The 24,910-nt window shown below is 64.0% G+C and carries 24 protein-coding genes and 1 pseudogene; 15 read left to right on the forward strand and 10 right to left on the reverse strand.

What is annotated here, in order from left to right; genetic code table 11:
- Window positions 1-150 precede the first annotated feature (150 nt).
- The 7 genes and pseudogenes from Q673_RS21405 to Q673_RS21430 all read left to right on the forward strand — a co-directional run bounded on the left by Q673_RS21405 (window position 151) and on the right by Q673_RS21430 (window position 5,478).
- The gene (locus tag Q673_RS21405) at window positions 151-474 is read left to right on the forward strand and encodes a hypothetical protein (protein WP_023004673.1); all 324 of its coding nucleotides are present in this window, start codon (window positions 151-153) and stop codon (window positions 472-474) included.
- Between the two features lie 127 nt (window positions 475-601).
- Window positions 602-733: pseudogene (locus Q673_RS35750) on the forward strand (hypothetical protein); the annotation flags it as partial.
- A gap of 86 nt (window positions 734-819) precedes the next feature.
- The gene (locus Q673_RS21410) at window positions 820-1,599 is read left to right on the forward strand and encodes an ABC transporter ATP-binding protein (protein ID WP_023004675.1); all 780 of its coding nucleotides are present in this window, start codon (window positions 820-822) and stop codon (window positions 1,597-1,599) included.
- Window positions 1,586-2,290, forward strand: coding sequence for an ABC transporter ATP-binding protein (locus Q673_RS21415; RefSeq protein WP_023004676.1), 705 nt, complete (start codon window positions 1,586-1,588; stop codon window positions 2,288-2,290). The genes Q673_RS21410 and Q673_RS21415 overlap by 14 nt, the downstream gene beginning before the upstream one ends.
- A 26-nt stretch (window positions 2,291-2,316) precedes the next feature.
- Window positions 2,317-3,321 (forward strand): branched-chain amino acid ABC transporter permease, encoded by a 1,005-nt coding sequence (locus Q673_RS21420; protein ID WP_023004677.1) that lies wholly within the window; start codon window positions 2,317-2,319, stop codon window positions 3,319-3,321.
- On the forward strand, window positions 3,321-4,631 hold the full coding sequence (locus Q673_RS21425; protein WP_023004678.1) for a branched-chain amino acid ABC transporter permease: 1,311 nt from the start codon (window positions 3,321-3,323) through the stop codon (window positions 4,629-4,631). Before Q673_RS21420 ends, Q673_RS21425 begins: the two co-directional genes overlap by 1 nt.
- Before the next feature lie 106 nt (window positions 4,632-4,737).
- Window positions 4,738-5,478, forward strand: a complete 741-nt coding sequence (locus tag Q673_RS21430) for a FadR/GntR family transcriptional regulator (RefSeq protein WP_031217540.1) — start codon at window positions 4,738-4,740, stop codon at window positions 5,476-5,478.
- A gap of 34 nt (window positions 5,479-5,512) precedes the next feature.
- Here Q673_RS21430 and Q673_RS21435 read toward each other — a convergent pair whose 3' ends face one another.
- The 4 genes from Q673_RS21435 to Q673_RS21450 all read right to left on the reverse strand — a co-directional run bounded on the left by Q673_RS21435 (window position 5,513) and on the right by Q673_RS21450 (window position 10,341).
- Window positions 5,513-6,760 (reverse strand): allantoate amidohydrolase, encoded by a 1,248-nt coding sequence (locus Q673_RS21435; RefSeq protein WP_023004680.1) that lies wholly within the window; start codon window positions 6,758-6,760, stop codon window positions 5,513-5,515.
- Window positions 6,761-6,774: 14 nt separating this feature from the next.
- The gene (locus tag Q673_RS21440; protein ID WP_023004681.1) at window positions 6,775-7,476 is read right to left on the reverse strand and encodes a DUF1028 domain-containing protein; all 702 of its coding nucleotides are present in this window, start codon (window positions 7,474-7,476) and stop codon (window positions 6,775-6,777) included.
- 7 nt (window positions 7,477-7,483) lie between these two features.
- On the reverse strand, window positions 7,484-8,875 hold the full coding sequence (locus tag Q673_RS21445) for a YfcC family protein (RefSeq protein ID WP_023004682.1): 1,392 nt from the start codon (window positions 8,873-8,875) through the stop codon (window positions 7,484-7,486).
- A gap of 245 nt (window positions 8,876-9,120) precedes the next feature.
- Window positions 9,121-10,341: an ABC transporter substrate-binding protein gene (locus Q673_RS21450; RefSeq protein ID WP_031217542.1), complete on the reverse strand. Its 1,221-nt coding sequence runs from the start codon at window positions 10,339-10,341 to the stop codon at window positions 9,121-9,123.
- Window positions 10,342-10,498: 157 nt separating this feature from the next.
- On the opposite strand from Q673_RS21450, the gene Q673_RS21455 reads away from it, so the two are divergent.
- The 4 genes from Q673_RS21455 to Q673_RS21470 all read left to right on the forward strand — a co-directional run bounded on the left by Q673_RS21455 (window position 10,499) and on the right by Q673_RS21470 (window position 14,344).
- Window positions 10,499-11,275: a dienelactone hydrolase family protein gene (locus tag Q673_RS21455; protein ID WP_023004684.1), complete on the forward strand. Its 777-nt coding sequence runs from the start codon at window positions 10,499-10,501 to the stop codon at window positions 11,273-11,275.
- Window positions 11,276-11,457: 182 nt separating this feature from the next.
- Window positions 11,458-12,714, forward strand: a complete 1,257-nt coding sequence (locus tag Q673_RS21460) for a dicarboxylate/amino acid:cation symporter (RefSeq protein ID WP_023004685.1) — start codon at window positions 11,458-11,460, stop codon at window positions 12,712-12,714.
- 82 nt (window positions 12,715-12,796) lie between these two features.
- Entirely contained in the window at window positions 12,797-13,849 is a 1,053-nt protein-coding gene (locus Q673_RS21465) for a C45 family autoproteolytic acyltransferase/hydolase (protein ID WP_023004686.1), read from the forward strand.
- A 120-nt stretch (window positions 13,850-13,969) separates the two neighbouring features.
- The gene (locus Q673_RS21470) at window positions 13,970-14,344 is read left to right on the forward strand and encodes a DUF6746 family protein (protein WP_023004687.1); all 375 of its coding nucleotides are present in this window, start codon (window positions 13,970-13,972) and stop codon (window positions 14,342-14,344) included.
- 94 nt (window positions 14,345-14,438) lie between these two features.
- Here Q673_RS21470 and Q673_RS21475 read toward each other — a convergent pair whose 3' ends face one another.
- Both Q673_RS21475 and Q673_RS21480 read right to left on the reverse strand, forming a co-directional pair.
- Window positions 14,439-15,056 (reverse strand): DUF4202 domain-containing protein, encoded by a 618-nt coding sequence (locus Q673_RS21475; RefSeq protein ID WP_023004688.1) that lies wholly within the window; start codon window positions 15,054-15,056, stop codon window positions 14,439-14,441.
- Window positions 15,057-15,381: 325 nt separating this feature from the next.
- Window positions 15,382-16,443, reverse strand: a complete 1,062-nt coding sequence (locus Q673_RS21480) for a helix-hairpin-helix domain-containing protein (protein ID WP_023004689.1) — start codon at window positions 16,441-16,443, stop codon at window positions 15,382-15,384.
- Between the two features lie 153 nt (window positions 16,444-16,596).
- Between Q673_RS21480 and Q673_RS21485 the strand changes: the two genes are divergently transcribed.
- Complete coding sequence (locus tag Q673_RS21485) at window positions 16,597-18,144, forward strand: alkaline phosphatase D family protein (RefSeq protein ID WP_023004690.1); 1,548 nt, start codon at window positions 16,597-16,599, stop codon at window positions 18,142-18,144.
- Window positions 18,145-18,213: 69 nt separating this feature from the next.
- Here Q673_RS21485 and Q673_RS21490 read toward each other — a convergent pair whose 3' ends face one another.
- Entirely contained in the window at window positions 18,214-18,678 is a 465-nt protein-coding gene (locus Q673_RS21490) for a DUF3592 domain-containing protein (protein ID WP_023004691.1), read from the reverse strand.
- Window positions 18,679-18,688: 10 nt separating this feature from the next.
- The gene (locus Q673_RS21495) at window positions 18,689-20,167 is read right to left on the reverse strand and encodes a DASS family sodium-coupled anion symporter (protein ID WP_023004692.1); all 1,479 of its coding nucleotides are present in this window, start codon (window positions 20,165-20,167) and stop codon (window positions 18,689-18,691) included.
- A gap of 223 nt (window positions 20,168-20,390) precedes the next feature.
- Here Q673_RS21495 and Q673_RS21500 point away from each other — a divergent pair, with 223 nt between their 5' ends.
- From Q673_RS21500 to Q673_RS35755, 3 genes are all read left to right on the forward strand, one after another.
- On the forward strand, window positions 20,391-20,723 hold the full coding sequence (locus Q673_RS21500; RefSeq protein WP_023004693.1) for an antibiotic biosynthesis monooxygenase family protein: 333 nt from the start codon (window positions 20,391-20,393) through the stop codon (window positions 20,721-20,723).
- A 214-nt stretch (window positions 20,724-20,937) separates the two neighbouring features.
- The gene (locus Q673_RS21505) at window positions 20,938-21,762 is read left to right on the forward strand and encodes a GAF domain-containing protein (protein WP_161629662.1); all 825 of its coding nucleotides are present in this window, start codon (window positions 20,938-20,940) and stop codon (window positions 21,760-21,762) included.
- Complete coding sequence (locus Q673_RS35755) at window positions 21,759-22,661, forward strand: LysR family transcriptional regulator (RefSeq protein ID WP_081711948.1); 903 nt, start codon at window positions 21,759-21,761, stop codon at window positions 22,659-22,661. The genes Q673_RS21505 and Q673_RS35755 overlap by 4 nt, the downstream gene beginning before the upstream one ends.
- Before the next feature lie 137 nt (window positions 22,662-22,798).
- Here the strand turns inward: Q673_RS35755 and Q673_RS35760 are convergent, their stop codons facing one another.
- Window positions 22,799-23,725 carry a carbon-nitrogen hydrolase family protein gene (locus tag Q673_RS35760; RefSeq protein ID WP_081711949.1) on the reverse strand — a complete coding sequence of 309 codons (927 nt, stop codon included), beginning with the start codon at window positions 23,723-23,725 and terminating at the stop codon, window positions 22,799-22,801.
- Window positions 23,726-23,756: 31 nt separating this feature from the next.
- A partial coding sequence (locus tag Q673_RS35765) for a sodium:solute symporter family protein (RefSeq protein WP_081711950.1) occupies window positions 23,757-24,910 on the reverse strand: 1,154 nt, incomplete at its 5' end.

Consider the following 24,910-nt stretch of genomic DNA (forward strand, 5'->3'; position numbering starts at 1 on the left):
GGCCCGCCGATCGGCGGGCCTTTTTCGTTCCGGCATGTGGCCTTCCGCCCGTTTCATGGCGGCGTGACGCGCCTTTCCCGTCGGCACCGCCACCCTCTATGCTGGAGCCAGGCCCTTGCCGAAATCCCCAAGCAGAGAAGGAGAGCCCCGATGCACAAGCACGTGGAGTGGGACGACCCCGGCGCCGACAGCGTGATGCGCCACTTCCAGCAGGACCCCGGCGGCTACTCGGACCCCGGCCCCGGCGACATCCTCTCGGCCCGCCACCAGGGCGCCGTGGTGCGGGTCAAGGTGGAGGCCTACGTCGACGGCACCAGCATCGGCGAGGTGGCGGCGATCATCTCGGTGGACAACGGCCGGCGGCTCAAGTCCCACGGCAAGCTGGCCCTCGGCGATACCGTGCGCCTGCCCGACGAGTGCCGGGCGCTGGAGCCGACCCTCGGCGACCCCGAGGAGAGGCACGAGGATGACTAGTCGATAGCCGCATCTTCGGCGACGTTAACGCGTCGTAAACGCCCCGCCACTGGCTCCCGACGCCGTTTTGCCGCAAAGTGGCGGGCTGGGCCCACAAGGCCAACGAACTCGAGTCGCGGGAGCACCGATGAGCACGCATAACGTCTGGACCCACAAGGGCACCTTCCTGCTGGCCGCGGTCGGCTCGGCGGTAGGGCTCGGGAATCTGTGGTGCTTCCCCTACCTGGCCGGCGAGAACGGCGGCCGCACCTTCCTGATGGAGGAGCGCCAGGAGCAGTGACCTCGACCGCCGCCTCCGGGCGGCGGCGTCATGTCGGCCATTACAACGACCAAGAGAGTTTCCGCATGGCATCCATGATCGACGTGCGACACGTCAACAAGGCCTTCGGTGGCCTCAAGGTGATCAACGACTGCTCGCTCTCGGTGGAGGCGGGCTCCATCACCGGCCTGATCGGCCCCAACGGCGCCGGCAAGTCGACGCTGTTCAACATCATCGCCGGGGCCCTGCCGCTGGACAGCGGCCAGGTGCTGCTCGAGGGCGAGGAGATCACCAACCGTCCCGCCAACGCGCTGTTCCACAAGGGGCTGCTGCGCACCTTCCAGATCGCCCATGAGTTCTCGCACCTGACCGCGCTGGAGAACCTGATGATGGTGCCGCCGGCCCAGGCCGGCGAGAACCTGTTCAACGCCTGGCTCAAGCCCGGGCTGGTGCGCCACGAGGAGGAGCAGGTGCGCCGCCGCGCACTGGAGGTGATCGACTTCATCGGCCTGCGCCACGTGCGCAACGAACTGGCCGGCAACCTCTCCGGGGGCCAGAAGAAGCTCCTCGAGCTCGGCCGCACCATGATGACCGACGCCCGGGTGGTGCTGCTCGACGAGATCGCCGCCGGGGTCAACCGCACCCTGCTCGGCGACCTGGTGGAGAACATCGAGCGGCTCAATCGCGAGATGGGCTACACCTTCCTGGTCATCGAGCACGACATGGACATGATCGCCCGGCTCTGCGACCCGGTGATCGTGCTGGCCCAGGGCAGCGTGATGGTCGAGGGCTCCATCGAGGAGATCCAGAACAACCCCGATGTCATCGAGGCCTACTTCGGAGCGACACACGATGCCACTGCTTGAAGCACGCGACGTCTATGGCGGCTACGGCGGCATGAACATCCTCAACGGGGTGAACATGACCCTCGAGGCCGACGAGATCGGCGTCATCGTCGGCCCCAACGGCGCCGGCAAGTCCACCATGCTCAAGGCCATCTTCGGCCTGCTCACCGTCACCCAGGGCGAGATCCTGCTGCGCGGCGAGCCCATCCACAACCTGCCGCCCAACAAGCTGGTGCAGCGGGGCATGGGCTTCGTGCCCCAGGAGCACAACGTCTTCCCGAGCCTGACGGTGAAGGAGAACCTGCAGATGGGCGCCTTCCTCAAGCCGGGCAACGTCAGACGCATGCTGAAGCAGATCTACGACTTCTTCCCGCCCCTCTACGACAAGCGCCACCAGCCCGCCGGCGAGCTCTCCGGCGGCCAGCGCCAGATGGTCGCCATGGGCCGCGCGCTGATGGCCGAACCCAGCGTGCTGCTGCTCGACGAGCCCACCGCCGGCCTCTCGCCGCTCTACATGAACGAGATCTTCGAGCAGGTGAAGCAGGTCAACGCCGCCGGCGTCGGCATCCTGATGGTGGAGCAGAACGCCAAGCAGGCGCTGGCGATCGCCGACAAGGGCTTCGTGCTGGCCGCCGGCCAGAACCGTTTCACCGATACCGGCGCCGCGCTGCTGGCGGACCCGGAAGTGGCCAGGAGCTTCCTGGGCGGCTGAGCCCCGGAGCAGGGAGAACCAACCTCGTGAACGAATTCGTCTTCTTCATCAACTACGTGGTCGTCGCCGGCAGCGTCACCGGGTCGATCTACGCCATCGGCGCGGTAGGCGTCACCCTGGTGTTCAGCATCATGCGCTTTGCCCACTTCGCCCACGCCGACATGATGACCTTCGGCGCCTTCACGGTGCTGCTGCTGACCACCGCCTTCCCGGGGGCCGGCGCCGCCCTGGGGCTGCCCACGGCGGTGGTGATGCTGCCGCTGGCCATGCTGCTCACCGCCGCCCTGGCGGTGGGCATCGACAAGGCCTTCTACAAGCCGCTGCGGGCCCACGGCGTCAAGCCCATCGTCATGGTGATCGCCTCGCTGGGCGTCACCCTGATGCTGCAGGGGCTGATCCGCCTGTTCGCCGGCACCAGCGGCCAGAGCCTCTACGTCGACGACCGCAAGGAGATCTTCCGCCTCGCCCTGCCCTTCGAGGGCGCCCGGGCGCCCATCGTGATCACCGAGCCCCAGGTGATCCTCTTCGTGCTGACCCTCGTCTGCGTGGTGGGGCTGCACCTGTTCCTGTCGCGCTCGCGGCTGGGCAAGGCGATGCGGGCGATGTCCGACAACCCCGACCTGGCCCGCGCCTCGGGCATCAACACCAACCTGATCGTGGCGGTGACCTGGGTGATCGTCGGGGGCCTGGCGGCCATCGCCGGCACCCTGCTGTCGCTGGACGTCACCTTCAAGCCCGACCTCAGCTTCTTCCTGCTGCTGCCGATCTTCGCCGCGGCCATCGTCGGCGGCGTGGGCCACCCCTTCGGCGCCATCGCCGGCGGCTTCGTGGTGGGCTTCGCCGAGACCCTGGCGGTGTTCAACTGGAGCGTGCTGCTGCGCCCCTTCCGCGACAGCCTGCCGGAGTGGCTGGCCAGCGCCGACAACCTCGCCTTCGTCGGCACGGAGTACAAGATCGTGGTGCCCTTCGTCCTCCTGGTCGCCATCCTGGTGTGGCGCCCCACCGGCATCTTCAAGGGGAAGGTGATCTGATGAGCACACAGTACAAGCAACGCGAGGACCTGGTCGCCACCCCGTCGCGCTTCCCGCTGCGCGAGGTGGCGCTGTTCGGTGCCCTGCTGGTCGCCATCCTCGGCGTCTACGCGCTGATGGGCGCCGCCTACAGCACCCGCATGCTGGTGGAGGCGGCCTGCTACGCCATCCTCGCCCTGGGCCTGACCATCCAGTGGGGCTACGCCGGCCAGTTCAACGCTGGCGTGATGGGCTTCGTGGCCCTGGGCGGCTACTGCGCCATGGCCTTCAGCATGCCGGTCAACGCCGACTTCTGGGCCAGCCCCCTCTCCGGGGAGCTCGGCATGGTGGTGCTGATGGCGCTGGGCGGTGTGCTGGTGGTGGTGGGCGCCAGCCGCCTGCACCACCTGGGCGTGCCGCGGCGGCTGCGCACCGGCCTGGCGGTGGCCCTGGCGCTGCTCTTCTACCTGCTGGTCTCGGCGCGCCTGGGCGTGGTCACCGAGCGGATCGAGTCGCAGTTCGGCTACATCGGCGGGCTGGGGCTGCCGCCCTGGGCCGGCTGGATCGTCGGTGGCGCCCTGGCCGGCGTGGTCGGCTACTTCATCGGCAAGGTGTGCCTGGGGCTGCGCAGCGACTACCTGGCCATCGCCACCCTGGGCATCGCCGAGATCATCAAGGCAGTGCTCAAGAACGCCGACTGGCTGACCCGCGGCACCGCCACCGTCTCGCCGCTGCCCTGGCCGGTGCCGGGCCCCGAGACGGTCGGCTTCACCCTGGCCCGGGCGTTCTACCTCTCGGTCACGGCGGTGATGATCGCGGTGATCTTCTTCCTGCTCACCCGCGCCTACCATGCCCCCTGGGGGCGCATGATCCGCGCCATCCGCGACAACGAGATCTCCTCCGCCGCCATGGGCAAGGACATCAACCGCCGGCGCCTGGAGATCTTCGTGCTGGGCTGCATCCTGATGGGCATCGGCGGCGCCACCCTGGGAAGCTTCAACGGCATCTTCGACCCCCAGGGCTACCTGCCCCTCAACCACACCTTCCTGGTGCTGGTGATGGTGATCCTGGGCGGGCCGGGCAACAACCTGGGCACGATCTTCGGCGCCCTGACGGTCTACCTGATCTGGGTGATGTCCGAGCCCCTGGCGCTGAGCGTGCTCGAGCTGGTGGTCGCCTTCGGCGAGGGCAGCTTCGGCTGGGACGCCCCCACCAACCTCGACAGCCGCGCGCTCCAGGCCCGCGTCTTCGTGATCGGCCTGCTGATCACCCTGGTGCTGCGCTTCGCGCCCAAGGGGCTGCTGCCCGAGAAGGTGAAGCACCACGGCTGAGCGAAACCAGGAACAGGGGGAGGTTGAGGGCGTGGCTTCGGCGTTAGCCACGCCCCGCCATCTTGCCGATAATGGGCCTCGTCGCAACGGGGAGCACAGGAGACGAATGGCAGCGAGTCGGCGTTTACCGTATCGGGTGGCGGACACCATCAAGGGCTGGATCGTGGATCGCCAGCTGATGCCCGGTGACCGGCTGCCGAGCGAGGCGGAGCTGATGGCCAGGCTGGATGTCTCCAAGGGCACCATCCGCGAGAGTACCCGCGTGCTGGAGGCCCAGGGGCTGGTGGAGACGCGCACCGGGCCCGGTGGTGGCGTCTTCGTCTGCCGCATGAGCGAAGCCAAGGCCACGGCACTGCTCAGCCATTACTTCTACTTCCAGGACGTCTCGATTCGTGACGTCTATCAGATCCGTCTGGCGCTGGAGCCCGAACTGGCCGCGTCGCTGGCCGGCAAGGTCGGCGCCGAGGACCTGGCCCGCCTGCGCGACAGTCTGCACAGCTACGCGGAACCCGCCGGCGACATGGAAGGCGAACGCCAGCAACACATGGAGTCGCTGCGCTTCCACGAGATGCTGGCCGAGCTCGCCGGTGGCAATCCGCTGCTCTCCTTCATCATCCGCTTCATCGTACAGGTGCTCTCTGACCTCACCGTCTATCGCCGGCTCTACGAACCCGGCGCCCACCAGATCGGGCCCACCGGGTGTCGCTACCATGCGCGTATCCTCGATGCCATCGAGGCCGGCGATGCCGAGCTGGCTCGGGCACTGATGCGCGAGCACATGCTCTCCGCCCAGGCGGTGATGAACGACAACGAGGCCCAGGTACAGCGCGGCTTCCTCACCGGCTGAATCGGGCGCCATCAGCCCCCTTCCGTCCTGGCTGTCAGACTCGCGATGCCATCGCGCGCAGGAACTGCATCATCACCCGGGTGGCGCGCTCGGCATCCTCGGCGGTGATCGCCTCGTCCGGGTGGTGGCTCAGGCCATCGCGACAGCGCACGAACAGCATGCCGATATCGGTCAGGTCATGCATCGCCAGTCCGTCGTGGCCGGCCCCGCTGAACATCCGCTCGGCCGGCTCGCCGGCGCCGTCACACGCCTCCTCCAGGGCCTCGATCAGCCACTCGGCGCAGGCCACCGCCTCGGCGGCGTAGGTGCGCTCGATTGCCACCTCGAGGCCGCGCGCCTCGGCCAGGCGGCGAAAGGCGCTCAGTATCTCCTCACGCCCGCGGGCGCGAGTCTCAGCGTCCGGTGAGCGCAGCTCCAGGGTGAAGGTCACCTCGGAGGGAATCACGTTCACGGCATTGGGGCGGACCTCGAGCTTGCCGACCACCCCGACGAAGTTGTCGGTAGCCTGGAGCAGACGATCGGCCTCCACCACCATCTCGGCGGCACCGACCAAGGCATCGCGGCGCCCCGCCATGGGGGTCGTGCCGGCATGGCCCGCCTTGCCGGTGACCGAGACCCGCTGGCGCTCGATACCGGTCAGCGCCGTCACCACGCCCACCGCATGCTCACGCGACTCCAGCACCGGTCCCTGCTCGATATGGACCTCGACGAAGCCCAGCACCTGTTCGGGGCGTCGCGCCAGGTCGGGAATCGCCTCGGGCTCGCCACCGAAGGCCTGGATGGCCTCGGCCACGCTGATGCCCTCGGCGTCCCTGGCGGCCAGGCTCTCGTCATCCAGCGTGCCCGCCAGGGCGCGGCTGCCGATCAGGGTGGACTGGAAACGGGTGCCTTCCTCGTCGCCGAAGGCGACCACTTCTACGCCATAGGGAAGCTCCACATCCTGCTCCTTCAACGCCTGCAACGCCACCAGCGGCAGGGCGACGCCGAGCATGCCGTCGTACTTGCCGCCCTCGGTGACGGTGTCCTGGTGGGAGCCCAGGATCAGCGTCTTCTCCCCGGCGATCGCACGTGGGTTGCGTCCCACCAGGTTGCCCGAGGCGTCGAGACTCGGCTCCAGTCCGGCCTGGCGCATCCAGTCGCCGATCGGCTCGAGTACCTGACGGTGCTCTTCCGAGCAGAACAGCCGTGTCACGCCGGGGCCAGGTCGGGAGAAGGTCGCGGCCTCGTCGAGGCGCGCCATCAGGGTCTGCCCCAGGGAGGGGGCGTCGTTGGCAGTGTTCATGGGGACTCCAGGGTTCAGCGAAGCGGTAGCGAGGCCAGGAAGTCGGCGAAGGTCGGCTCGCGTACCCGCTCGAGAAGGGCGCGCAGCTCGACCGCCGGATGCTCGGCCCAGTCCACGCGAAGATCGATGGGGGCGGCGGAGAACGACTCCACTCGCAGCGCCGCCGAGCGAGTGCCGCGGCCATCGCCGCCGACCGCCAGTGCGGCCTCGAGGGCTGCCACCAACATCTCGGGAAGCAACGCCTCGTAGTCAGCGCGGTAGCGGGGGGATTCGACCTCTCGCCACGCCGCCTCGGCATTGACGCAGGCCTGCTCGAGGAAGTGCCGGAGCAGGGCCTCGATCACCTCGGCATCGGCCAGCATGTTGCCGGCGGCGGCGACGGTGGGGCGACACCTGGCGGCAATCACGGGCAGGTTGTCGGCACCGCTGTGGACGGCCGCCCGGCCCTGGCGATCCATCACCAGGCACTGGCGACGGCTCGCCCCCGGGTCCGCCGACACCGCCTGGGCGAGGGCCTGCCCGGCGCTATCCGACTCACTCAACGCCACGCGTAGCGTGTCGGGATACCAGGGGTTGGTGGCCAATCCCTGCGTCGCACAGGCCCCGATACCGCGCCAGGCATGGTGCACATAGCCACCAACCGCCACGCCGCCGGTGGCGGTCAGTGCCGCCACCGTGCCGGTAGCCGGCTGCACATGCAGGAGGGAGAGGGTCATGGGGCGCTCAGTAGCCGACCAGGTGGCCGATCACCAGCCCCACCCAGGACAGCCCGTAGACCAGCACCATGAAGGGCAGGATCGCCTTCAGCCACTTCTCGTAGGAGACGCGCCCCAGCGCCAGCATGGCCAGGGTGCCACCGGAGGTGGGCACGATGAGGTTGGTGAGGCCATCACCGACCTGGAAGGCGGTGATCATCAGCTGGCGGCTCATCCCCACCAGGTCGGCCACCGGCACCAGGATGGGCATGGTGACCAGCGCCTGGCCGGAACCGGAGGGCACGAAGAGGTTGATCGCCCCCTGCACCAGGCTGGCCATGATCGCCGACAGGGCGCCGGGGATGCCCTGGATCATGCCGCTCAGGCCATAGACGATGGTGTCGATGATCTGCGCCTGCTGCAGGATCACCTGGATCGAGGCGGCCAGGCCGATGACCAGCGCGCCGGCGGTCACCTTGGAGGCACCCTCCATCATCTGCTTGACGATCTCGTTGGCCGAGTAGCCGTTGACGATGCCGATCACGATGGCGATCAGCAGGAACATCCCGGCGATCTCGTTGATGTACCACCCCTGGGTGAACACCCCCACCAGCATCGCCGCCAGGCCCAGCACGAAAACACCCAGCGTCCACTTGTCCTTGCCGGTCATCACGTACTGGTCCAGGGACTTGCTCATCGCCTTGGTGTTGTCCGGCTCCTCGAAGTCCATCTTCACCACCCAGCGGCAGATATAGAAGGAGAGCAGGGCCAGCGACGACACCACCATCAAGGTGCGCAGCCAGGCGCCGGAGAAGGTCGGCAGCTCGGCGATGCCCTGGGCCACACCGACCGTATAGGGGTTGATCGGGGAGAGCGCGAAGCCGATGCCGATGCCACCCACCGCCATCGTCGTGCCCACCAGGCTCGAGCAGCCGATGGCGCTGGCGATGAGCACCGCGATGGGCACCAGGGCGATGTTGTTCTCGAAGCCCACGGCAACCCCGAAGAAGCCGTAGATGAAGGTACCGGCGGTAATGATCACGTTGCGGCGCTCGACACCGACGCGGTTCACGGCCACGCCGATCGCGTTCTCCAGCGCGCCGGTACGCTGCAGGATATGGAAGAGGCCGCCGGCGATGAACACGATGAAGAGATACAGCGAGGCCTCGTTGAGGCCGCGGGGAACCGCCACGAAGATGTCGAAGGGGTTGATGGCGCCGACGTCGCTCAGGTACTGGAACGAGCCGGGCACGACACGGGTGCGCCCATCCTCCATGACCCGCTCGAACTCACCGGCGGGCACCACGAAGGTGAGCGCATAGGTGGCCAGCAGGATCAGGAAGATCAACACCATGGGGTCGGGCACCGTCTGGTACCACTTCTTCTTCGGCGCACTCAGCGCCTGGTCACGGGAGGTCATGGCTCTTGTCCTTGTGGGTTCGACACACGCCACCCCCGGATGAGTGGCGTTACGGAAAATTTATCATGATAAATTGACCCGTCAAGGAGCGACCTCTTACCTCCTGCATCACCCGACCGGCCTGAAGCGCCCCTGTGTCCGGATGATCGAGCACCGAGAGACGTGACGGCCGAAAGCCGTTAAAACGCATCGGCCCCGGCGGTTTCCCGTCGGGGCCGATGTGTCACAGGTGGTGGAAAGCGGGATTACTTGTCCAGGAAGCCCTTGCTGACGAACTCGCCGCCCTCGACCGCCATCTCCTCGACGATGCCCGGCACGTCGCCGTTGTCGTCGAACTCGTGGCTGCCGGAGGCGCCCTCGTAGTTGATCTCCTCGCCTGCGGCGATCAGCTCCTTGGCCTTCTCCCACTCGCCGGGCAGGATCACTTCGCCCGGGGCGGAGGAGACGCTGCGCAGCGCCGCGGAGAGGCCCTCGCGCTCGGCGTTGCCGTTCTGCTCGATGGCCAGCGCCAGCAGGAAGGCGGCGTCGTAGCCCTGGCCGGCGAACACCGCCTCGTGGGAGATGCCGCCCGCCTCGGCCAGTTCGACGAAGCGCGCGGTTCCCGGCGTGTCCGGGTTGCCCGGGCGGGTGGCGATGAAGCTATCGTTGAGCACCTCCACGCCGACGCCGTCGAGCAGGCCGGAGATCACCATGCCATCGGCACCGATGTACTGGGTGAACATGCCGCTCTCGTAGGCCTGGCGCACCACGGTCTGGCCGGAGGTGTCGCCGTAGGCCAGCACCACCAGGTTGGGCACGCCGGTAGCCGAGAGGGTACCCAGCTCGGCGCGGTAGTCGGCGCGGTTGTCCTCGTGGGCCAGGTTCTCGGCCACCGTGCCGCCCTCGGCCTCGTAGGTGGCCACGAAGGCATCGGCCAGGCCGCGGCCGTAATCGTTGTTCACATAGGTGACCGCCACCTCGTCGATGCCCTTGGCCAGCAGCATCTTGGCCAGCGCCTCACCCTGGAAGGCGTCGGAGGGCACGGTGCGGAACACCAGATCGTTATCCTCGAGCTCGGAGACCGCCGGGGCCGTGGAGGCCGGCGAGACCATCACCACGCCACCGGGAATCGCGGCGTTGTTGGCCGCGGCGATGGTCGCCCCGGTGCACAGCGCGCCGACGATGGCCGTGACCTGCTCGCTGTTGACCAGGCGGTCGGCGGCGTTGGAGGCCGCCGAGGCGTCGGAACAGGTGGTGTCGCCGCTGGGCATGGCGACCTGCTGACCATCGAGCAGGCCGCCCTGCTCGTTGACGTGCTGGGCGGCGAGCTGCGCGGCGTCATACACCGGCGGGGTCAGCGTCTCGATCGGTCCGGTGAAGCCCCCCAGGAAGCCGATCTTCACCTCGGCCTGGGCCGCGCCCATGGCCAGGGTGGAGGCGGCCACCGCCATCGCTACCAGACTCTTCTGCACTGGGCTCTTCTTCATGTTGTTCGTCTCGCTCGGTTGCTGGGATGACACACCCCCTAAATCTGGAAGGGCAAAGGGAAAAACTCAAGCCGCCCCAGCCAACGCTCGGCCCCTCGCGCCGCCGCCAAGGCGCCTATACTGAGCCGGGCAACCCCGACGACACCTGGAGCCCCCCATGACCCTACGCACCTCCCTGATTCGCGCCGGCCTGCTCCCCACCGCGCTGGCCTTGGGCCTGGCCGGCGCCAGCGCCCACGCCTTCGACCCCGCCGGCGAGGATATCGTCTACGACGTCGACGGCGAGGCCTTCGAGGGCTACCTCTCCCTGGCCGAGGGCGAGTCCCGCGGCAGCGTGCTGATCATCCACGACTGGGACGGCCTCGACGACTACGAACGGCGCCGCGCCGACATGCTCGCCGACCTCGGCTACGACGCCTTCGCCGCCGACCTCTACGGCCAGGGCAACCGGCCCGACCGCATCGAGGATCGCAAGGCCGAGACCGCCCGCCTCTACGAGGACCGCGAGCGCATGCGCACCCTGACCCTGGCCGGTCTGGCGGAAGCCCGCGCCCAGGGCGCCACCAATGGCGCGGTGATCATGGGCTACTGCTTCGGTGGCGCGGTAGTGCTGGAGATGGCTCGCTCCGGCGAGGCCGAGGACGTGCACGGCTTCGCCAGCTTCCACGGCGGCCTGAGCACGCCCGAAGGCCAGAGCTGGCCCGAGGGCGCCGGCCCCATCCTGGTCGCCCACGGCGGCGCCGATCAGTCGATCTCGCTGGACGACGTCGCCACCCTCGGCGAGGAGCTCGAGGCCGCCGGCGCCACCTACGAGATCGAGGTCTACTCCGGCGCCCCCCACGCCTTCACCGTCTTCGGCAGCGACCGCTACCAGCGCCGCGCCGACGAACGCTCCTGGGACGCCTTCCTCGACCTGCTGCAGGAAGCGTTGTGACCCCTGGCGCCCTACCGGCCCCACAGCTTCCTTGCCCCCGCGGATCGCGGCCTGAAACGCCTCCATGACACAGAGCATGGAGGCGCTTTTTTGCGAGAACAGCGAAGGGTCTTTCTGTAGAATCGCCGCACGTTGCGAAAGATCCACCATAAAGCCAACTTTCTACAGCAAGGAGTCATGTCATGCCTCAGTCACCCGACACCACCGAGGGCAACCTCTGGCGGCGCATCCCGCTATGGCAGAAGATCCTCGCCGGCCTGCTGCTCGGCGTGCTGACCGGGGCCCTGATGGGCGAGAGCGCCAGCATCTTCAAGCCCATCGGCGATATCTTCATCAGCGCCATCAAGATGCTGATCGTGCCGCTGGTCTTCTCGACCCTGGTGGTCGGCATCACTGCCATGCGCGACCCGCAGAAGATGGGCCGCATCGGCGCGCGCACCATCGGCCTTTATCTGATCACCACCGCCTTCGCCATCGCCATCGGCCTGCTGGCCTCCTGGATCTTCCAGCCGGGTGTGGGTCTGGAGATGAGCTTCGAGTCCGGCGTCGAGGCCAAGGAGGCCCCCAGCCTGATTGACATCATCGTCGGCCTGGTGCCCCAGAACCCCGTCGACGCCCTGGCCAGCGGCAATATCCTGCAGATCATCGTCTTCGCCATCGGCCTGGGCATCTCGCTGACCCTGATCGGCGAGAAGGGTGAACCGGTGGTACGCGTGTTCGAAAGCTTCGCCGAGGCGATGTACAAGCTCACCGGCATCGTCATGGCCTTCGCCCCGTTCGGCGTATTCGGCCTGATCGCCCATGTCGCCGGCAGCTACGGCCTCGAGGTGCTGCTGCCGCTGGCCAAGGTGATCGCTGTCGCCTACCTCGCCAGCATCCTGCACGTGCTGGTGGTCTACTCCGGCATGCTCGCGCTGATCGGCAAGCTCAACCCGCTGCGCTACCTGCAGGGCATCCTCGACGCTCTAGTCGTGGCCTACTCCTCCGCCTCCTCCTCGGGCACCCTGCCGGTCTCCATCCGCTGCGCCCAGAATAACCTCGGCGTCTCGGAGGGCGTCTCCGGCTTCGTGCTGCCGGTGGGTGCCACCATCAACATGGACGGCACCGCCATCTACCAGGGCGTGGTCGCGGTGTTCATCGCCCAGCTGCTCGGCGTCGACCTCAGCCTGATGGACTACGGCATGATCATTGTCACCGGCACCCTGGCCTCCATCGGCACCGCCGGTGTGCCCGGCGCCGGCCTGGTGATGCTCTCCATCGTCATGGCCCAGATCGGCCTGCCGCTGGAGGCGATCGCCGTCATCGCCGGCATCGACCGCATCCTCGACATGGCCCGCACCAGCGTGAACGTCGCCGGCGACCTGATGGTCACCACCCTGGTCGGCAAGAGCGAAGGCGAGCTCGACGAGAGCATCTACAACGCCCCGCACAAGAGCTGACTCGCCGGGGCCGGCGTCCTGCCGGCCCCACCGATTCCGCCGTGCTAGAGTGACCGCCACACCCAGATGTGCGGAGGTCACCATGCAGCTCACCCACCTCACCGGCAGCCGGCGCGACATCGGCCTGGGGCACGGCCGCGCCCATGCCGCTCCGATCCGCGCCAGCATCGCCGTCTACGACCGCCTCTTCCAGGACTTCGTCGGCCTCGACTGGGGCCAGGCACGCCGCGAGGCCGAGCGCTTCGGCGCCATGATCGAGGAGCGCTTCCCCGCCATCCTCGAGGAGATGGCCGGCATCGCCGAAGGCGCCGGGGTCGACACCGCCGACATCCTCACCCTCAACTGTCGCAGCGAGATCTCGCTCACCCAGGCCAGCGGGGGCTGCTCCGCCTTCGCCCTGGCCCGCGATGGCCGCCAGTGGCTGGCCCAGAACTGGGACTGGCGCGCCGACCAGCTCGACAACGTGGTGGCGCTGCGCATCGAGGGCGACGACGCCCCGCCGCTGGTGAGCATCGGCGAGGCGGGCATGGTGGCCAAGATCGGCATGAACGCCCACGGCCTCGGCGTCTGCCTCAACGCCATCCGCTCGCGAACCTGTGGCGAGGGGCTGCCGATCCATGTGGCGCTGCGCCGGATCCTCGAGAGCCCCGACATGGCCGGCGCCCTGGCGGTGGCGGAGCAGGACCGCGTCTGCTCGCCGGCACACTTCCTGGTGGCCGGCGCCGGCGGCGAGGCGCTGGGGCTGGAGGTGCACCCGGGCGAACCCGGCCGGCTGTCGCCCCGGGGCGGCGTGGTCACCCATACCAACCACCTCTGCGCGCAGGAGGTAACCTGCCGGGTGGAGGACTTCCCGCGCGTCGACTCCCGCCCACGCCTGGCGCGGCTGGACGCCCTGCTGGACGAGCTGGCGGACGATGCATCGGTGAACGAGGGGCGTCTGTTCGAGATCCTCGCCGACCACCACGGCCACCCGCTGTCGATCTGTCGCCACTTCAACCCCGACCAGCCGGCGGAGGAGCGCATGGAGACGCTGTTCGGCGTGGTGATGGACCTCGACGCCCGCCGCCTGACCCTGCGCCACGGCAAGCCCTGCGAAAGCGCGACGAACCTCGAGGTGACGCTGCCGTCAGCCTGACGCGCAAAAACTGACGCAGGGCAAAGAAGACGCATACGCAAACAATAACGCTTGTCATTAACCGACAGGGCGACTAAGGTGATCCCTGACAACGATTCTCATCGACAGCGAGGACACCCTATGAAGAAGCTACTGTTCACCGCCCTGTGCTTCGGCCTGCTGGGCAGCGCCGCCAATGCCGACGAGCAGGAGCGCCCGGACCACTTCGAGGGCGAAAGCGCCGAGACCCTGGAGCAGGCGGTCACCCACTTCACCGAGACCAACCGCCGGCTGGCCGAGCTGCTGGCCCAGGACGAGCTCAGCAACGCCGACCTGGGCACCATCCACGAGCTCACCTACACCCTCGAGAACGCCCTGGCCAGGATCGACGAGGAGCTCGACACCATGGCCGTGGACCTCGAAGAGGTGCACCTCGGCTCCGAGACCCTGGAGCACGAGCGCGTGCGCACCCACGGCGCCGCCTACCTCGAGGCCGCCCAGACCCTGGCCGAGTAGCGCTCTCGCGCCCTCTCACCCTCCGCCAAACGCGCGACGGGCGAGCCATCCTCGATGGCTCGCCCGTCGTCGTGTCGGGCCTGGTGCTGCGGGGTTATCCTGCCAGCGCCTCCTCCACCAGGGCCCTAGCTTCGTCGCTCATCGGCAGTCCCAGCGCCAGCTCATGGGCCCGCGGCGACATCTTCTTCCAGGTCTTCTGCACGATGCGGATCAGGTGGTCGTGGTCGATCTGGCGGGAGAAGTCGGCGAAGTAGTTCTCCAGGAACACCAGGCAGGCGCAGTCCTCCACCGCCTGGGCGCCGGGGTCGCGCCCCAGCCCCTGCTTGCGGATCATCCGCGCCACCGCCTCGGCCTCCTCCTCGCCATAGCCCGCCTCGCGCATCAGCCGGGCGGTGGTTTCGCCGGCGCGCTGGCCCTGGTCGCGACGCCAGGTCAGGTAACCCACCCGGCCCTCGGGATAGTCGGAACGCGGCACCGTCCAGCGCTGCAGGTGCTGGCCGCGCACCGCCAGCCGCATCCGCTCATCCGGTGACGCATGCAGCCGCTCCAGCCAGGCGCTCATGCGCCCGGCGTGCCACAGCTCCTGGGGCAGGCGCTCGCCCGCCACCTCGACCCGGCGGGGGTCCTCGGCGTGCAGCGCATCCAGGGCGGCCATCACACGCTCGAAGGGGGTGGTATCGATGGGCAGGTCGGCAGGCTGATCGGCAGACATGGGCAGGCTCCTTGCGGGGGCGGGTTCCAGGTCCCTCAGCATACCCATACCGCGGAGATAAAAAAGGTCCCCCGAAGGGGACCAGGAGGAGCACGCCAGCTCACTTGGGAATCGCCACCGTCGGCGGCGACTCTGCCCAATGTATTGCGATTAGCGGGCCACTCCTGGAATAGTGATTTGATAACAATGAATTAGCGATATTGTTTCGCCACCACCCGGTGCCAGCGGTCGACATCATGCCGCGTCGTTGCACCGCAGCAGGGCGGCAGCGGGGCCGCCTGCGCCATGTTGGCGCCATGCAGGTGCCGGGCGGGACGCCGTCGGCTCAGCCTTCGGCACCACACAGCAGCCCGCTGCCGCGGATCGCCGCCAGGCGCCCCTCGCCGATGCCCGAGATCCGGGTCAGCTCCCCCGGCGAGCGCCATGGCCGGCCGGCGACGATCGCCTCGGCGCGGGCCGGCCCCACATGGGGCAGCTCGGCCAGGCGCTCGAGGCCGCTGGCGTTGAGGTCGATGCAGCTCGGCCCGCCCTGGCTCGCCATCAGCGCGCCCCCGTCGGCGGCGCGGGGCGCCAGGCTCGCCCCGTTCAGCGCCACATAGACCGGCACATGGTCCGAGACCCGGTCGCGGGCCTCCTGGTGGGCCAGTGGCAGCAGCTCCGGGAAGCGCAGCACGCCCCGTTCCTCCGGGGCGAGGCGCTCGGCGTCGTACCACAGGTTGTCGTAGAGGTTGGCGTAGCGGCCCGCGGTGGTCGCCAGGGTCGAGGCCCCCTCGCTCACCGCCGGCACCGCCCCCAGCTCGCGCAGCGGTGCCCAGCCGGCATGCTCCGGTGCCAGGTTGAAGTCGCCCATCAGCAGGCGCGGGGTATCGGCATGCACCTCGCCGAGCCACTGCCAGTAGTCGGCCAGGGCCGCAATCTCCGGCAGGCGGTCGCCGACGCTATCGCCATAGACCACATGCACCGTGGCCGCGGTGAAGAGCGTATCGTTCTCTACATCGCGGAAGCGCGCCGAGTAGGGCTCGCGGGAGAAGACGTCGCCGTGGTCGATGAACACCACCGCGCCATCCTCGTAGGCCACCTCGCTCTCGCGCCACAGGAAGCCGTAGTGCTCCTCGTAGGAGCTGCGCCCCAGGGCATGGCTGGCCATGGAGGACCACGCCTCGCTGGAGAGCGCCTCCAGCTCTCGCTCCAGCGCCTCGAGGGCCGCTGGGTCCATCAGCTCCTGGATGGCCAGCAGGTCGAAGTGGTCGGCCACATGGGCCACCTGCCCCACCGCCTTGTCGTTGTTCCACCCCAGGTGCTTGATATTCCAGCTGCCCACGACGATATCGCCCTGGGCCGCCAGGGGAGCGAGGGCCAGTAGCCCGGCCAGTAGATAGCGGCGCATGAATCCTCTACGCAAAAGGCCGCCATGCTGCCGGCTACGCGCAGAATCATCAATGGCTTAACAAGGAAACAGGCATGTCATCGCGCCGACAAGGGGCTGTCATCACGACACATTATGATGCAGTAGCTGTACTCACCCCTTTCGGAGGTTCTCATGCGCTTCACTCGTCGCGACACCCTCAAGCTCGGCCTCAAGGGGGGTACCGCCCTCGGCGCCTGCCTGGCTGCCCCTTCCATCGTGCTGGCCCAGGGCCGCCGCCCGATGCTGCCCTACGGTGTGATGAGCGGCGACATGCTGCACGACCGCGCCATGCTCTGGGCACGTGCCGACCGCCCCTCGCGCATGTTGGTGGAGATCGCCGACAACCCGGAATTCCGCGGCGCCCGTCAGCTCGCCGGCCCCGAGGTGCTGCCCACTACCGACCTTACCGCCAAGCTCGACGTCACCGGCCTGGCCGACATGGAGACCGCCCACTACCGGGTGCGCTTCGCCGCCCTGGACGACCACCGCGCCATCAGCGAGCCGGTAGTCGGCCAGCTACGCCTGCCGCCCAACACCCGCCGCGACGTGCGCTTCGTGTGGTCAGGGGACACCGCCGGCCAGGGCTGGGGCATCGACGAATCGCGCGGCGGCATGACCACCTACACCACCATGCGCCGCCAGCGCCCCGACTTCTTCATCCACTCCGGCGACACCGTCTATTCCGACGGCCCTCTCAAGGAGAGCGTAACGCTGGACAATGGCGAAATCTGGCGCAACCTGGTGACGCCCGAGAAAAGCAAGGTAGCGGAAACCCTGCAGGAATTCCGCGGCCAGTTCGCCTACAACCTGATGGATGCCAACGTGCGGCAGTTCAATGCTGAAGTGCCCATGCTCGCCCAGTGGGACGACCATGAGACGGTCAATAACTGGTACCCCGGCGAACTCCTGGACGATGCTCGCTACACCGAGAAGAACGCCAGCCTGCTGGCGGCGCGCGCGCGGCGCGCCTTCCTCGAATACATGCCGCTACGCCAGCGGCCCGAGGCCCCCGGCCGCATCCACCGCCGCTTCGCCTACGGGCCCAGCCTCGAGGTGTTCATGCTGGACATGCGCAGCTACCGCGCCGCCAATAGCCGTAACCAGCAGACCGGCGGAGAAGATGCCACCTTTCTCGGACAGGACCAGCTGCGCTGGCTGCTTGACGGCCTGCGTCGCTCCACCGCCACCTGGAAGATCATCGCCTCGGACATGCCGATCGGACTGATTGTGCGCGACGGCGAACACTTCGAGGCCGTCGCCAACGACCATCACGGCAAGCCGCTGGGACGTGAGATGGAGATCGCCGACCTGCTGCGCGCCATCCGCGACGAGGCCATCCACAATGTGGTGTGGCTCACCGCCGACGTGCACTACACCGCCGCCCACCACTACTCACCCGAGCGCGCCAGCTTCAAGGAGTTCGCGCCCTTCTGGGAGTTTGTCAGCGGCCCTCTCCACGCCGGCACCTTCGGCCCCGGCGAGCTGGACGGCACCTTCGGCCCCGAGGTGGTGTTCCAGAAGGCCCCGCCTGAGGGACAGTCCAACCTGCCGCCCTCCGACGGCTACCAGTTCTTCGGCCAGGTGGATCTCGACGGCGAGAGCGAGGTCCTCACCGTCACCCTGATGGATGCGGCCGGCAATGCCCTGCATACCCAGGCAATGGAACCCCAGCGCGCTTGATACGCAGGCCCGACTACCACGCAAAGCGCCGCGGCTCCCGGGAACCGCGGCGCTTTTACATGGCGGGAGTCACTGCAGGTAGATGAACAGGGCAAACCCCGCCACCGCCAGCAGGAACAATGCCAGTCCGATGCGCCGGGAGGGGATGCGCGACGGGCCGAACTGGGCGAGTTTCGGGTCGTGCGGATCGAAGCGAACCTCCAGCGTCTTGCCGGTGGGGTAGTCTCGCAGCCAGGCCTCGGCCGCCTCACGCTCCGTGAAGGAGGGCGGCGCATCGAAGCGGCGGTTATCGGTGACGACCGCCTCGCCCGCCACCTCGAAGCGCACTTCCACCCGCGGCAGGTAGCGCGCCTGCTGCTCGAAGTGCTCGCGCCGCTGGGAGTGCTGACGGCGCTCGATAACCTCGGTGGCCACCACCTCGGCCGTGGCCCGGGGCCAGGCGCTGACCGCGCGGCGCCGCCATACGCCGTAACCGGAAAATGCCGCCCCGAGCAGGGCGGCGATGGCGATCAGCAGGGGAACCTGCGACATCATGGATCATCCTTTACCAGTAACCGAGCAGCTTCCACCATAGACCGCCCACCACGACCCAGACCAGCAGGTTGACCACGCTCATGATGAAGCCGGCCCGCCACCACTCACCGAGCGGTACATAGCCCGAACCGAAGATGACCGGGGAGGTGCCCGTGGCGTAGTGGGTCAGGGTCATCATGATCGAGGAGGCCGCTGCCATGCTCAGCACGAACGGCATCGCCGGCGCTCCCATGGCCAGACCCACGGCCAGAAAGGCTCCCATCATCGCCGTGATATGCGCCGTGGTACTGGCGAAGAAGTAGTGAGAGTAGAGAAATACCAGGATCAGCAAGGAGCTCGCGCCAAGCCAGCCCACGCCGGTCTGGGTAATCAGGCCCTCGATAGTGGAGGAGAACCAGGCCACCACACCAAGCTGATTAAGCTGCGAGGCCATCATCACCAAGGCACCGAACCACACCAGGGTGTCCCAGGCACTCTTTTCGTTCAGCACGTCCTTCCAGGTCAGCACCCCGGTCAGCAGCAGAACGGCGAGGCCGATCAGCGCGGCCGTGGCCGAATGCAACGCAAAGGCATCACCCAGCAGCCAGGCCGGCACCCCTGCCCACAGCAGCAGCAGCATCACGAACACACCCAGAGTGATCTTCTCATCTCGCTGCATGCGGCCCAGATCGGAGAGCTGCTGGCGGGCAAAGCTCGCCGCGTCTTCGGTCTTCTTGATCTCGGGGGGATAGAGCAGGTAGAGCACCAGCGGCATCAGCGCGATCGCCGCCAGGCCCGGCAGCAGCATGGCCAGCGCCCAGGTGGTCCAGCTCAGCGTAATCGCGGCACCGGTAGCTTCGGCAATCAGCTTGACGGTCAGCGGGTTGGGGGCCGTGGCGGTCACGAACATCGCCGAGGTAATGGGGTTGCTGTGGTAGTTGACCAGTGCCAGGTACTTGCCGATCTTGCCGGTATTCCCGTTCTCGGGGGTCGAACCGAAGCTGTGGGCGATCGACTGCATGATGGGGTGCATGATCCCGCCCCCACGCGCGGTATTGCTGGGTGTGACCGGGGCGATCGTCAGCTCGGAAAGTGCCAGGGCATAGCCGATGCCGAGCGTGCGCTTGCCGAATACCGAGATGAAATAGTAGCCGATACGCGATCCCAGGCCGGTCTTGATCAGGCTGCGGGATATCATGATGGCCACGGCAATCAGCCAGATCAGCGGGCTGGTGAAGCTGCCCAGCGCATCGCGGATCGCCGTGCCCGGCTGGTCGCTGGTGACGCCCGACGCCGCGACCATCGCGATGGCGACGATCGAGAGCGCACCAATCGGCATCGCCTTGCCGATAATGGCGGCAATCGTGCCGATGAACATGGCCAGCATCAGCCAGCCCTGGTCGGAGACATCGGCAGGCTGGGGCAACAGCCAGACCACCACGCCGACCGCTACCGCCACCAGTGCCGGCACCAGCCGCAGGTCCGAGGCGCCTTCTTGAGGTTGGGACATGAGCGCTTCCCCTGTGAGCATTGAAAGGAGTCGCCAGGTCGAGGGCCTCGCAGGACACTGGTCCTCAACCGAAGCGACACGGCCAAGGTACCAGCATTAAACTAAAGTTTTATTGATGCAGGTGGGTGTCATAGCGCCAACACCCTACCCACACAGGGAATCAATGTGGGAGATCGTCGCCCTCGCGCCGTGACGCCCGATTCACTGCCGACAGGAGAAAGCCATGAAGTACATCTTCGAAGTGCATATCCGCGACGGCCATACCGCCGAGGACTACGCCGACGCCTGGGTCCGCGCCAGCGAGCTGATCCAGCAGGCGCCGGGCGCACGGGGCACCGAGCTGCACCGCAAGATCGACGACCCCACCACCCTCATCGCCATCGCCCACTGGGACAGCAAGGCCAGCCGCGACGCCATGGAGGCCCAGCCGGCGCCCAGGGTGAAGGAGATCATCAAGAGCGCGGCGCCCTTCTGCGAGATCCGCGTGATCGGCGAGTTCGAGGAGCCCGAGTGGGTGGTGATGCCGCCTGGAAAAATAGCTAATGTCGCGCACTAAAACACAGGGGGTGGCTGCTTATATCTGCGCGCCCTGAGCGTGGCGGGACTTCACCTGGCCGATAAAATGCACCTCCACGATGAGTGCGGCTGCCTACATCGTCTGGGCAGACGCCCGGACGATGAAAGGAGCAGCCTTCGCAAATCATCGCCAAATTATGCTAGAGGTAGGTGATAATCACCTCGATGGCCGGCTGGGTGACAGGGAGTGTCGCGTGCTAGACGAGTTTTCTCTGCTGGAAACCCAGCAACTCATCCATGAGCTAATCGCTCAGCGGGCTCCGCTGGAGCGTACCCTGGAAGCCATCGCGAACTGGCTGAACATGACCGAGGCCTGCGTGCGCTATGAGCCCAGGCACTGGACCCTCAGACTGCTAGCCAGCCATCGCTTTTCGACGTTCTACATTCAGCGCCTACAGGACGTTCCGGGGGCTCCCGGGGTGGCATACTGCTTCGCTACGGCCGCCTTCGAGCGACGCCTGGTTGTGAGCGAGGATATTGCCACCGAACCATGCTGGGAAGCACTGCAAGAGGCGGCCTTAGCAGAAGGTTTGCGGTCCTGCTGGTCCAGCCCGGTGATGACCGCGGAGGGAACATTGCTGGGCACCTTCGGAACCTACTATCCGACATCTCGTAAGCAGACACAGGAAGGCCAACGCTGGCTGCAGCGGGTGTCCACGATGATCGCCCTGGCAATGCTAAGTGACAGCGACATCCGCGAGCACCGCTCGCTGCTCGTCAATCCCCCCGATGGAGTCTACGAGTTTGATCTGGAGGGGCACGTCCAGCGCTGCAATGCCGCGTATGAGCGCATCACCAGCTATCCCAAGGCCGAGCTGATAGGATGGCATTACAACGAACTAGTCGACCCGGCCTATCTCCAACTTACCCAAGAGGGCTTCGCTACCGCCTGTCATGGCGAAGAAGTCTGCCTTAGATTCAGCAATCTTATAAAAATAATAAATTTAAAAATATTAGCCACGGACTATAAAAAGCATCTCAGAGTTAAAAAAAACCAACCAAAGGAAAGCCTAAGATGAACATCACAACATACAAATATTTCTTAACAGTCTCAAAGGTGGGCTCGGTTAGAAAAGCATCTGAAATACTTCACGTGAGCCCATCTGCAATAAGCAAGCAAGTATCAAACCTAGAGCACACATTCCAAGCAAAGCTAATTGACCGATTAGCCTCAGGCATTCAGCTTACTGAAGAAGGAAAAATAGTAGCACACCACATGGAAAAAACCATCAGGGAGATGGAGATAGCAAAATCAAAAATTGATGATATAAACGGCACTCTTTCTGGAACAGTCCAGTACGCCACGATAGAGGGGGTTGCTAAAGACTGGCTCTTTCCTTGCATCAGGACATTTAGGGAAGAGCATCCCAATGTTAACTTCAATGGCAGGATATTAGGAAGCGACTTTGTTTATGAAAAAATAAAATCCGGAAGCATTGACTTTGGTATTGTAATGGACACAAAAACCCCAATCGACATTGAAATAATAAAGAAATTCAAAACTCACTTAGTAGTTGCTGTACCTAAAAACCACCCTTTATCCACAAAGCCTGAAATCTTTCTCAAGGACTTAAAAAACCACGAACTAGCAATGCTTAACAAGGACTTTTTGACACGCCAGCTTATTGACCACTCTATAAACAATCTTGGCATTGAGATTAATACAACCTTTGAACTAGACAGCATAGAGATGATAAAAAATTATGTGGAAAAATCCAAATCTGCAACGATACTCCCCAACTTCTGTGCCCCAAAAAAACCTCAAGATGAAAAAATAAAATATATCAATATCAACAAATCCGAAGTTCCAGAATGCTTTACTATGATATGCAAAAAGCCAGGTCGCCATCTAATAAAAGCAGCGAGTGATTTTATATCGGAACTACTTGAAATCTCCTGCCGACTTTATAGTCTATAGAACCTTATATAAAACACCATCAATCGAAGGCTCGCTTAACCACCAACTATTCAAACTTAGATTCACAGAAAAAACGAAACCCTCTTCCACTAAGCGGAAAATTAGGAAGAGGGCTTTCTGCAAGCATTACATTTTAATTAGTAGTATACAGCTTTTTTTTCTCTTTTATCTACGCAAACAGAAAGAACATCTGGCCTTGCGTAATGCCCGACAGGGTCAAAATCCAGCTTACTTCTAACTAGGTCATCCTTATTGATAGTTGCATAAATTATGGCTTTTTCATTATAAATTGGGCCAGCCACAATCTCACCTAGCGGACCAACAACCATACTCCCACCCCGCATCAAAATCTCATCTGGATCATCACTAAGTGTGCAGCGATAATCCTCGTCAAATTCCCCTCTCTTTAAAAACTGGCACGCACTAATGACAAAACATCTTCCCTCCATGGCAATGTGCTGCATGGAGGAAGCCCATGTATCCCTATCATCGGCGGTGGGGGCACAATATATTTCAACGCCTTGACCATACATTGCAGCACGCAAGGATGGCATATAATTCTCCCAGCATATAACTGCACCTATAGATCCAAGATCACTTTCAACAACATCTAAAGTTGAACCATCACCAAACCCCCAAACAAGCCTTTCAGATCCAGTCGGCATTAACTTTCTTCTTTTACCAACCACTCCCTTCTCGGGGTCTATAAATAGCACAGTACAATAAAGAGTACTGCCATCTTTTTCAATGATCCCCATCACCACAAAGACATTATTATCTTTTGCAGCAGCCGAAAGCTCTCTCACCTCGATACCATCAACTTCAACAGCTCCGCTATAATACTTAAGAAAGTCTTCTCTCCCTTCAGGGTGCCGCCTTCCAACTGGAGAATCAAAAGTTAATCCCTTAGGATAAGTTCCTAAAAAGGCTTCAGGAAAAACAGCCAACTCAGCACCATTATTTGCCGCCTCTTCAATTATCCGGCAGGCTTTTTTGGTTGTCTCACCAGAATCAAACGGAACGCTAGAGTCTTGAACAACTGCAACCTTCACTTTTTCTTTCATAAACCCTCCTAAACTCAACCATAACCAAGAATTATCTTACATTGTTTTTCATATACTCATCAAACATGCCATGAAATTCCTCCAGCGATGAATCAGGAACTCTTCTTGTGAACTTACTTACTCCAATTGTTACCAGAGCATTGACCAAAATACCTGCAATGCTTGGGCCTAATGGAAAATCCACTTGCGTCATAGCCATGCCGGCCATCACAATTACGCCTAGAACTAACCCAGCGAGCGCACCAGCTTCAGTGACCCATCTAAAGTAAAGCATCCCTAAAGCTGAAGGAACCAACTGTAAACCAAGGCCAAAACCCAATGATGCAATAGGCACCAAAAATCCAACACCACTAGGCAGCATTGCAAGTACGAATATTAAAACCGTCAGTGACAAGACAACAACGCGTGTAACCCATGTAACCCTCTTGCTACTCATATCTTTTTTGGTCAAAGCGTCTACAACATCTTCAGCGACCAAGCTAGCTGAAGAAAGCAACTGACTATTAATGGTTGATATTGCAGCCGCAAGGATCCCAGCAACAACAAATGCACTAAGGACAGGGAAGTGGACATTGAATATTTGAGGAAGTATCGTATCACTACTATCAACTGTGACAGTAGGAGCAACCTCTGGGATAACGGCTGCCATACCTACAACAAGTGGAATTATGGCCATCATCCATGAGTTCCAGAAAGGAGTTGCCATAGCCACTTTTCCTAGGACATTAGCTGAAGATGCGGAGTAAAACTTCTGCCACATATGAGGCAGAACCCATGCTCCAAACCCAAGCCCAAGCCAAAGCTCAAGCATCCCAAGTGGGTTCCCCGAAACTCGATTAAGCTCAGGATTATACTCAGAAACTTTTTCAAATACCTCTCCCCCTCCCGAAAGATTTAAAACATAAAAAGCTGTAAACACTAGAATTGAGGCAAAAAATATCCCCATGAAAGAATCAGTCCAAGCAGTTCCTTTAAATCCTGCCCATAAAACTATCACACCTACCATCACGGACGTAACAGTAACACCTACCACATACGGTATTGCACCATCAGTAAGGGATTCTAGGGCTTTAGCACCACCAATAACCTGTATCAACATAACGGGGACTAAAGCAGCTATCCCAACTAGTGCTACAGCCACTCTAAGTCTATTGCTTTTATAGTATCCTGATTCCGTGAAGCCAG

The sequence above is a fragment of the Halomonas sp. PBN3 genome (genome assembly GCF_000475415.1).
GTDB lineage: Bacteria > Pseudomonadota > Gammaproteobacteria > Pseudomonadales > Halomonadaceae > Halomonas > Halomonas shengliensis.

Excerpts from the sequence above, each read along its gene's own strand:
- Q673_RS21405 (WP_023004673.1), top strand. The coding sequence starts at position 151 with ATGCACAAGCACGTGGAGTGGGACGACCCCGGCGCCGACAGCGTGATG.
- Q673_RS21410 (WP_023004675.1), top strand. The coding sequence starts at position 820 with ATGGCATCCATGATCGACGTGCGACACGTCAACAAGGCCTTCGGTGGC.
- Q673_RS21415 (WP_023004676.1), top strand. The coding sequence starts at position 1,586 with ATGCCACTGCTTGAAGCACGCGACGTCTATGGCGGCTACGGCGGCATG.
- Q673_RS21425 (WP_023004678.1), top strand. The coding sequence starts at position 3,321 with ATGAGCACACAGTACAAGCAACGCGAGGACCTGGTCGCCACCCCGTCG.
- Q673_RS21430 (WP_031217540.1), top strand. The coding sequence starts at position 4,738 with ATGGCAGCGAGTCGGCGTTTACCGTATCGGGTGGCGGACACCATCAAG.
- Q673_RS21435 (WP_023004680.1), bottom strand. The coding sequence starts at position 6,760 with ATGAACACTGCCAACGACGCCCCCTCCCTGGGGCAGACCCTGATGGCG.
- Q673_RS21440 (WP_023004681.1), bottom strand. The coding sequence starts at position 7,476 with ATGACCCTCTCCCTCCTGCATGTGCAGCCGGCTACCGGCACGGTGGCG.
- Q673_RS21445 (WP_023004682.1), bottom strand. The coding sequence starts at position 8,875 with ATGACCTCCCGTGACCAGGCGCTGAGTGCGCCGAAGAAGAAGTGGTAC.
- Q673_RS21450 (WP_031217542.1), bottom strand. The coding sequence starts at position 10,341 with ATGAAGAAGAGCCCAGTGCAGAAGAGTCTGGTAGCGATGGCGGTGGCC.
- Q673_RS21455 (WP_023004684.1), top strand. The coding sequence starts at position 10,499 with ATGACCCTACGCACCTCCCTGATTCGCGCCGGCCTGCTCCCCACCGCG.
- Q673_RS21460 (WP_023004685.1), top strand. The coding sequence starts at position 11,458 with ATGCCTCAGTCACCCGACACCACCGAGGGCAACCTCTGGCGGCGCATC.
- Q673_RS21465 (WP_023004686.1), top strand. The coding sequence starts at position 12,797 with ATGCAGCTCACCCACCTCACCGGCAGCCGGCGCGACATCGGCCTGGGG.
- Q673_RS21470 (WP_023004687.1), top strand. The coding sequence starts at position 13,970 with ATGAAGAAGCTACTGTTCACCGCCCTGTGCTTCGGCCTGCTGGGCAGC.
- Q673_RS21475 (WP_023004688.1), bottom strand. The coding sequence starts at position 15,056 with ATGTCTGCCGATCAGCCTGCCGACCTGCCCATCGATACCACCCCCTTC.
- Q673_RS21480 (WP_023004689.1), bottom strand. The coding sequence starts at position 16,443 with ATGCGCCGCTATCTACTGGCCGGGCTACTGGCCCTCGCTCCCCTGGCG.
- Q673_RS21485 (WP_023004690.1), top strand. The coding sequence starts at position 16,597 with ATGCGCTTCACTCGTCGCGACACCCTCAAGCTCGGCCTCAAGGGGGGT.
- Q673_RS21490 (WP_023004691.1), bottom strand. The coding sequence starts at position 18,678 with ATGATGTCGCAGGTTCCCCTGCTGATCGCCATCGCCGCCCTGCTCGGG.
- Q673_RS21495 (WP_023004692.1), bottom strand. The coding sequence starts at position 20,167 with ATGTCCCAACCTCAAGAAGGCGCCTCGGACCTGCGGCTGGTGCCGGCA.
- Q673_RS21500 (WP_023004693.1), top strand. The coding sequence starts at position 20,391 with ATGAAGTACATCTTCGAAGTGCATATCCGCGACGGCCATACCGCCGAG.
- Q673_RS35755 (WP_081711948.1), top strand. The coding sequence starts at position 21,759 with ATGAACATCACAACATACAAATATTTCTTAACAGTCTCAAAGGTGGGC.
- Q673_RS35760 (WP_081711949.1), bottom strand. The coding sequence starts at position 23,725 with ATGAAAGAAAAAGTGAAGGTTGCAGTTGTTCAAGACTCTAGCGTTCCG.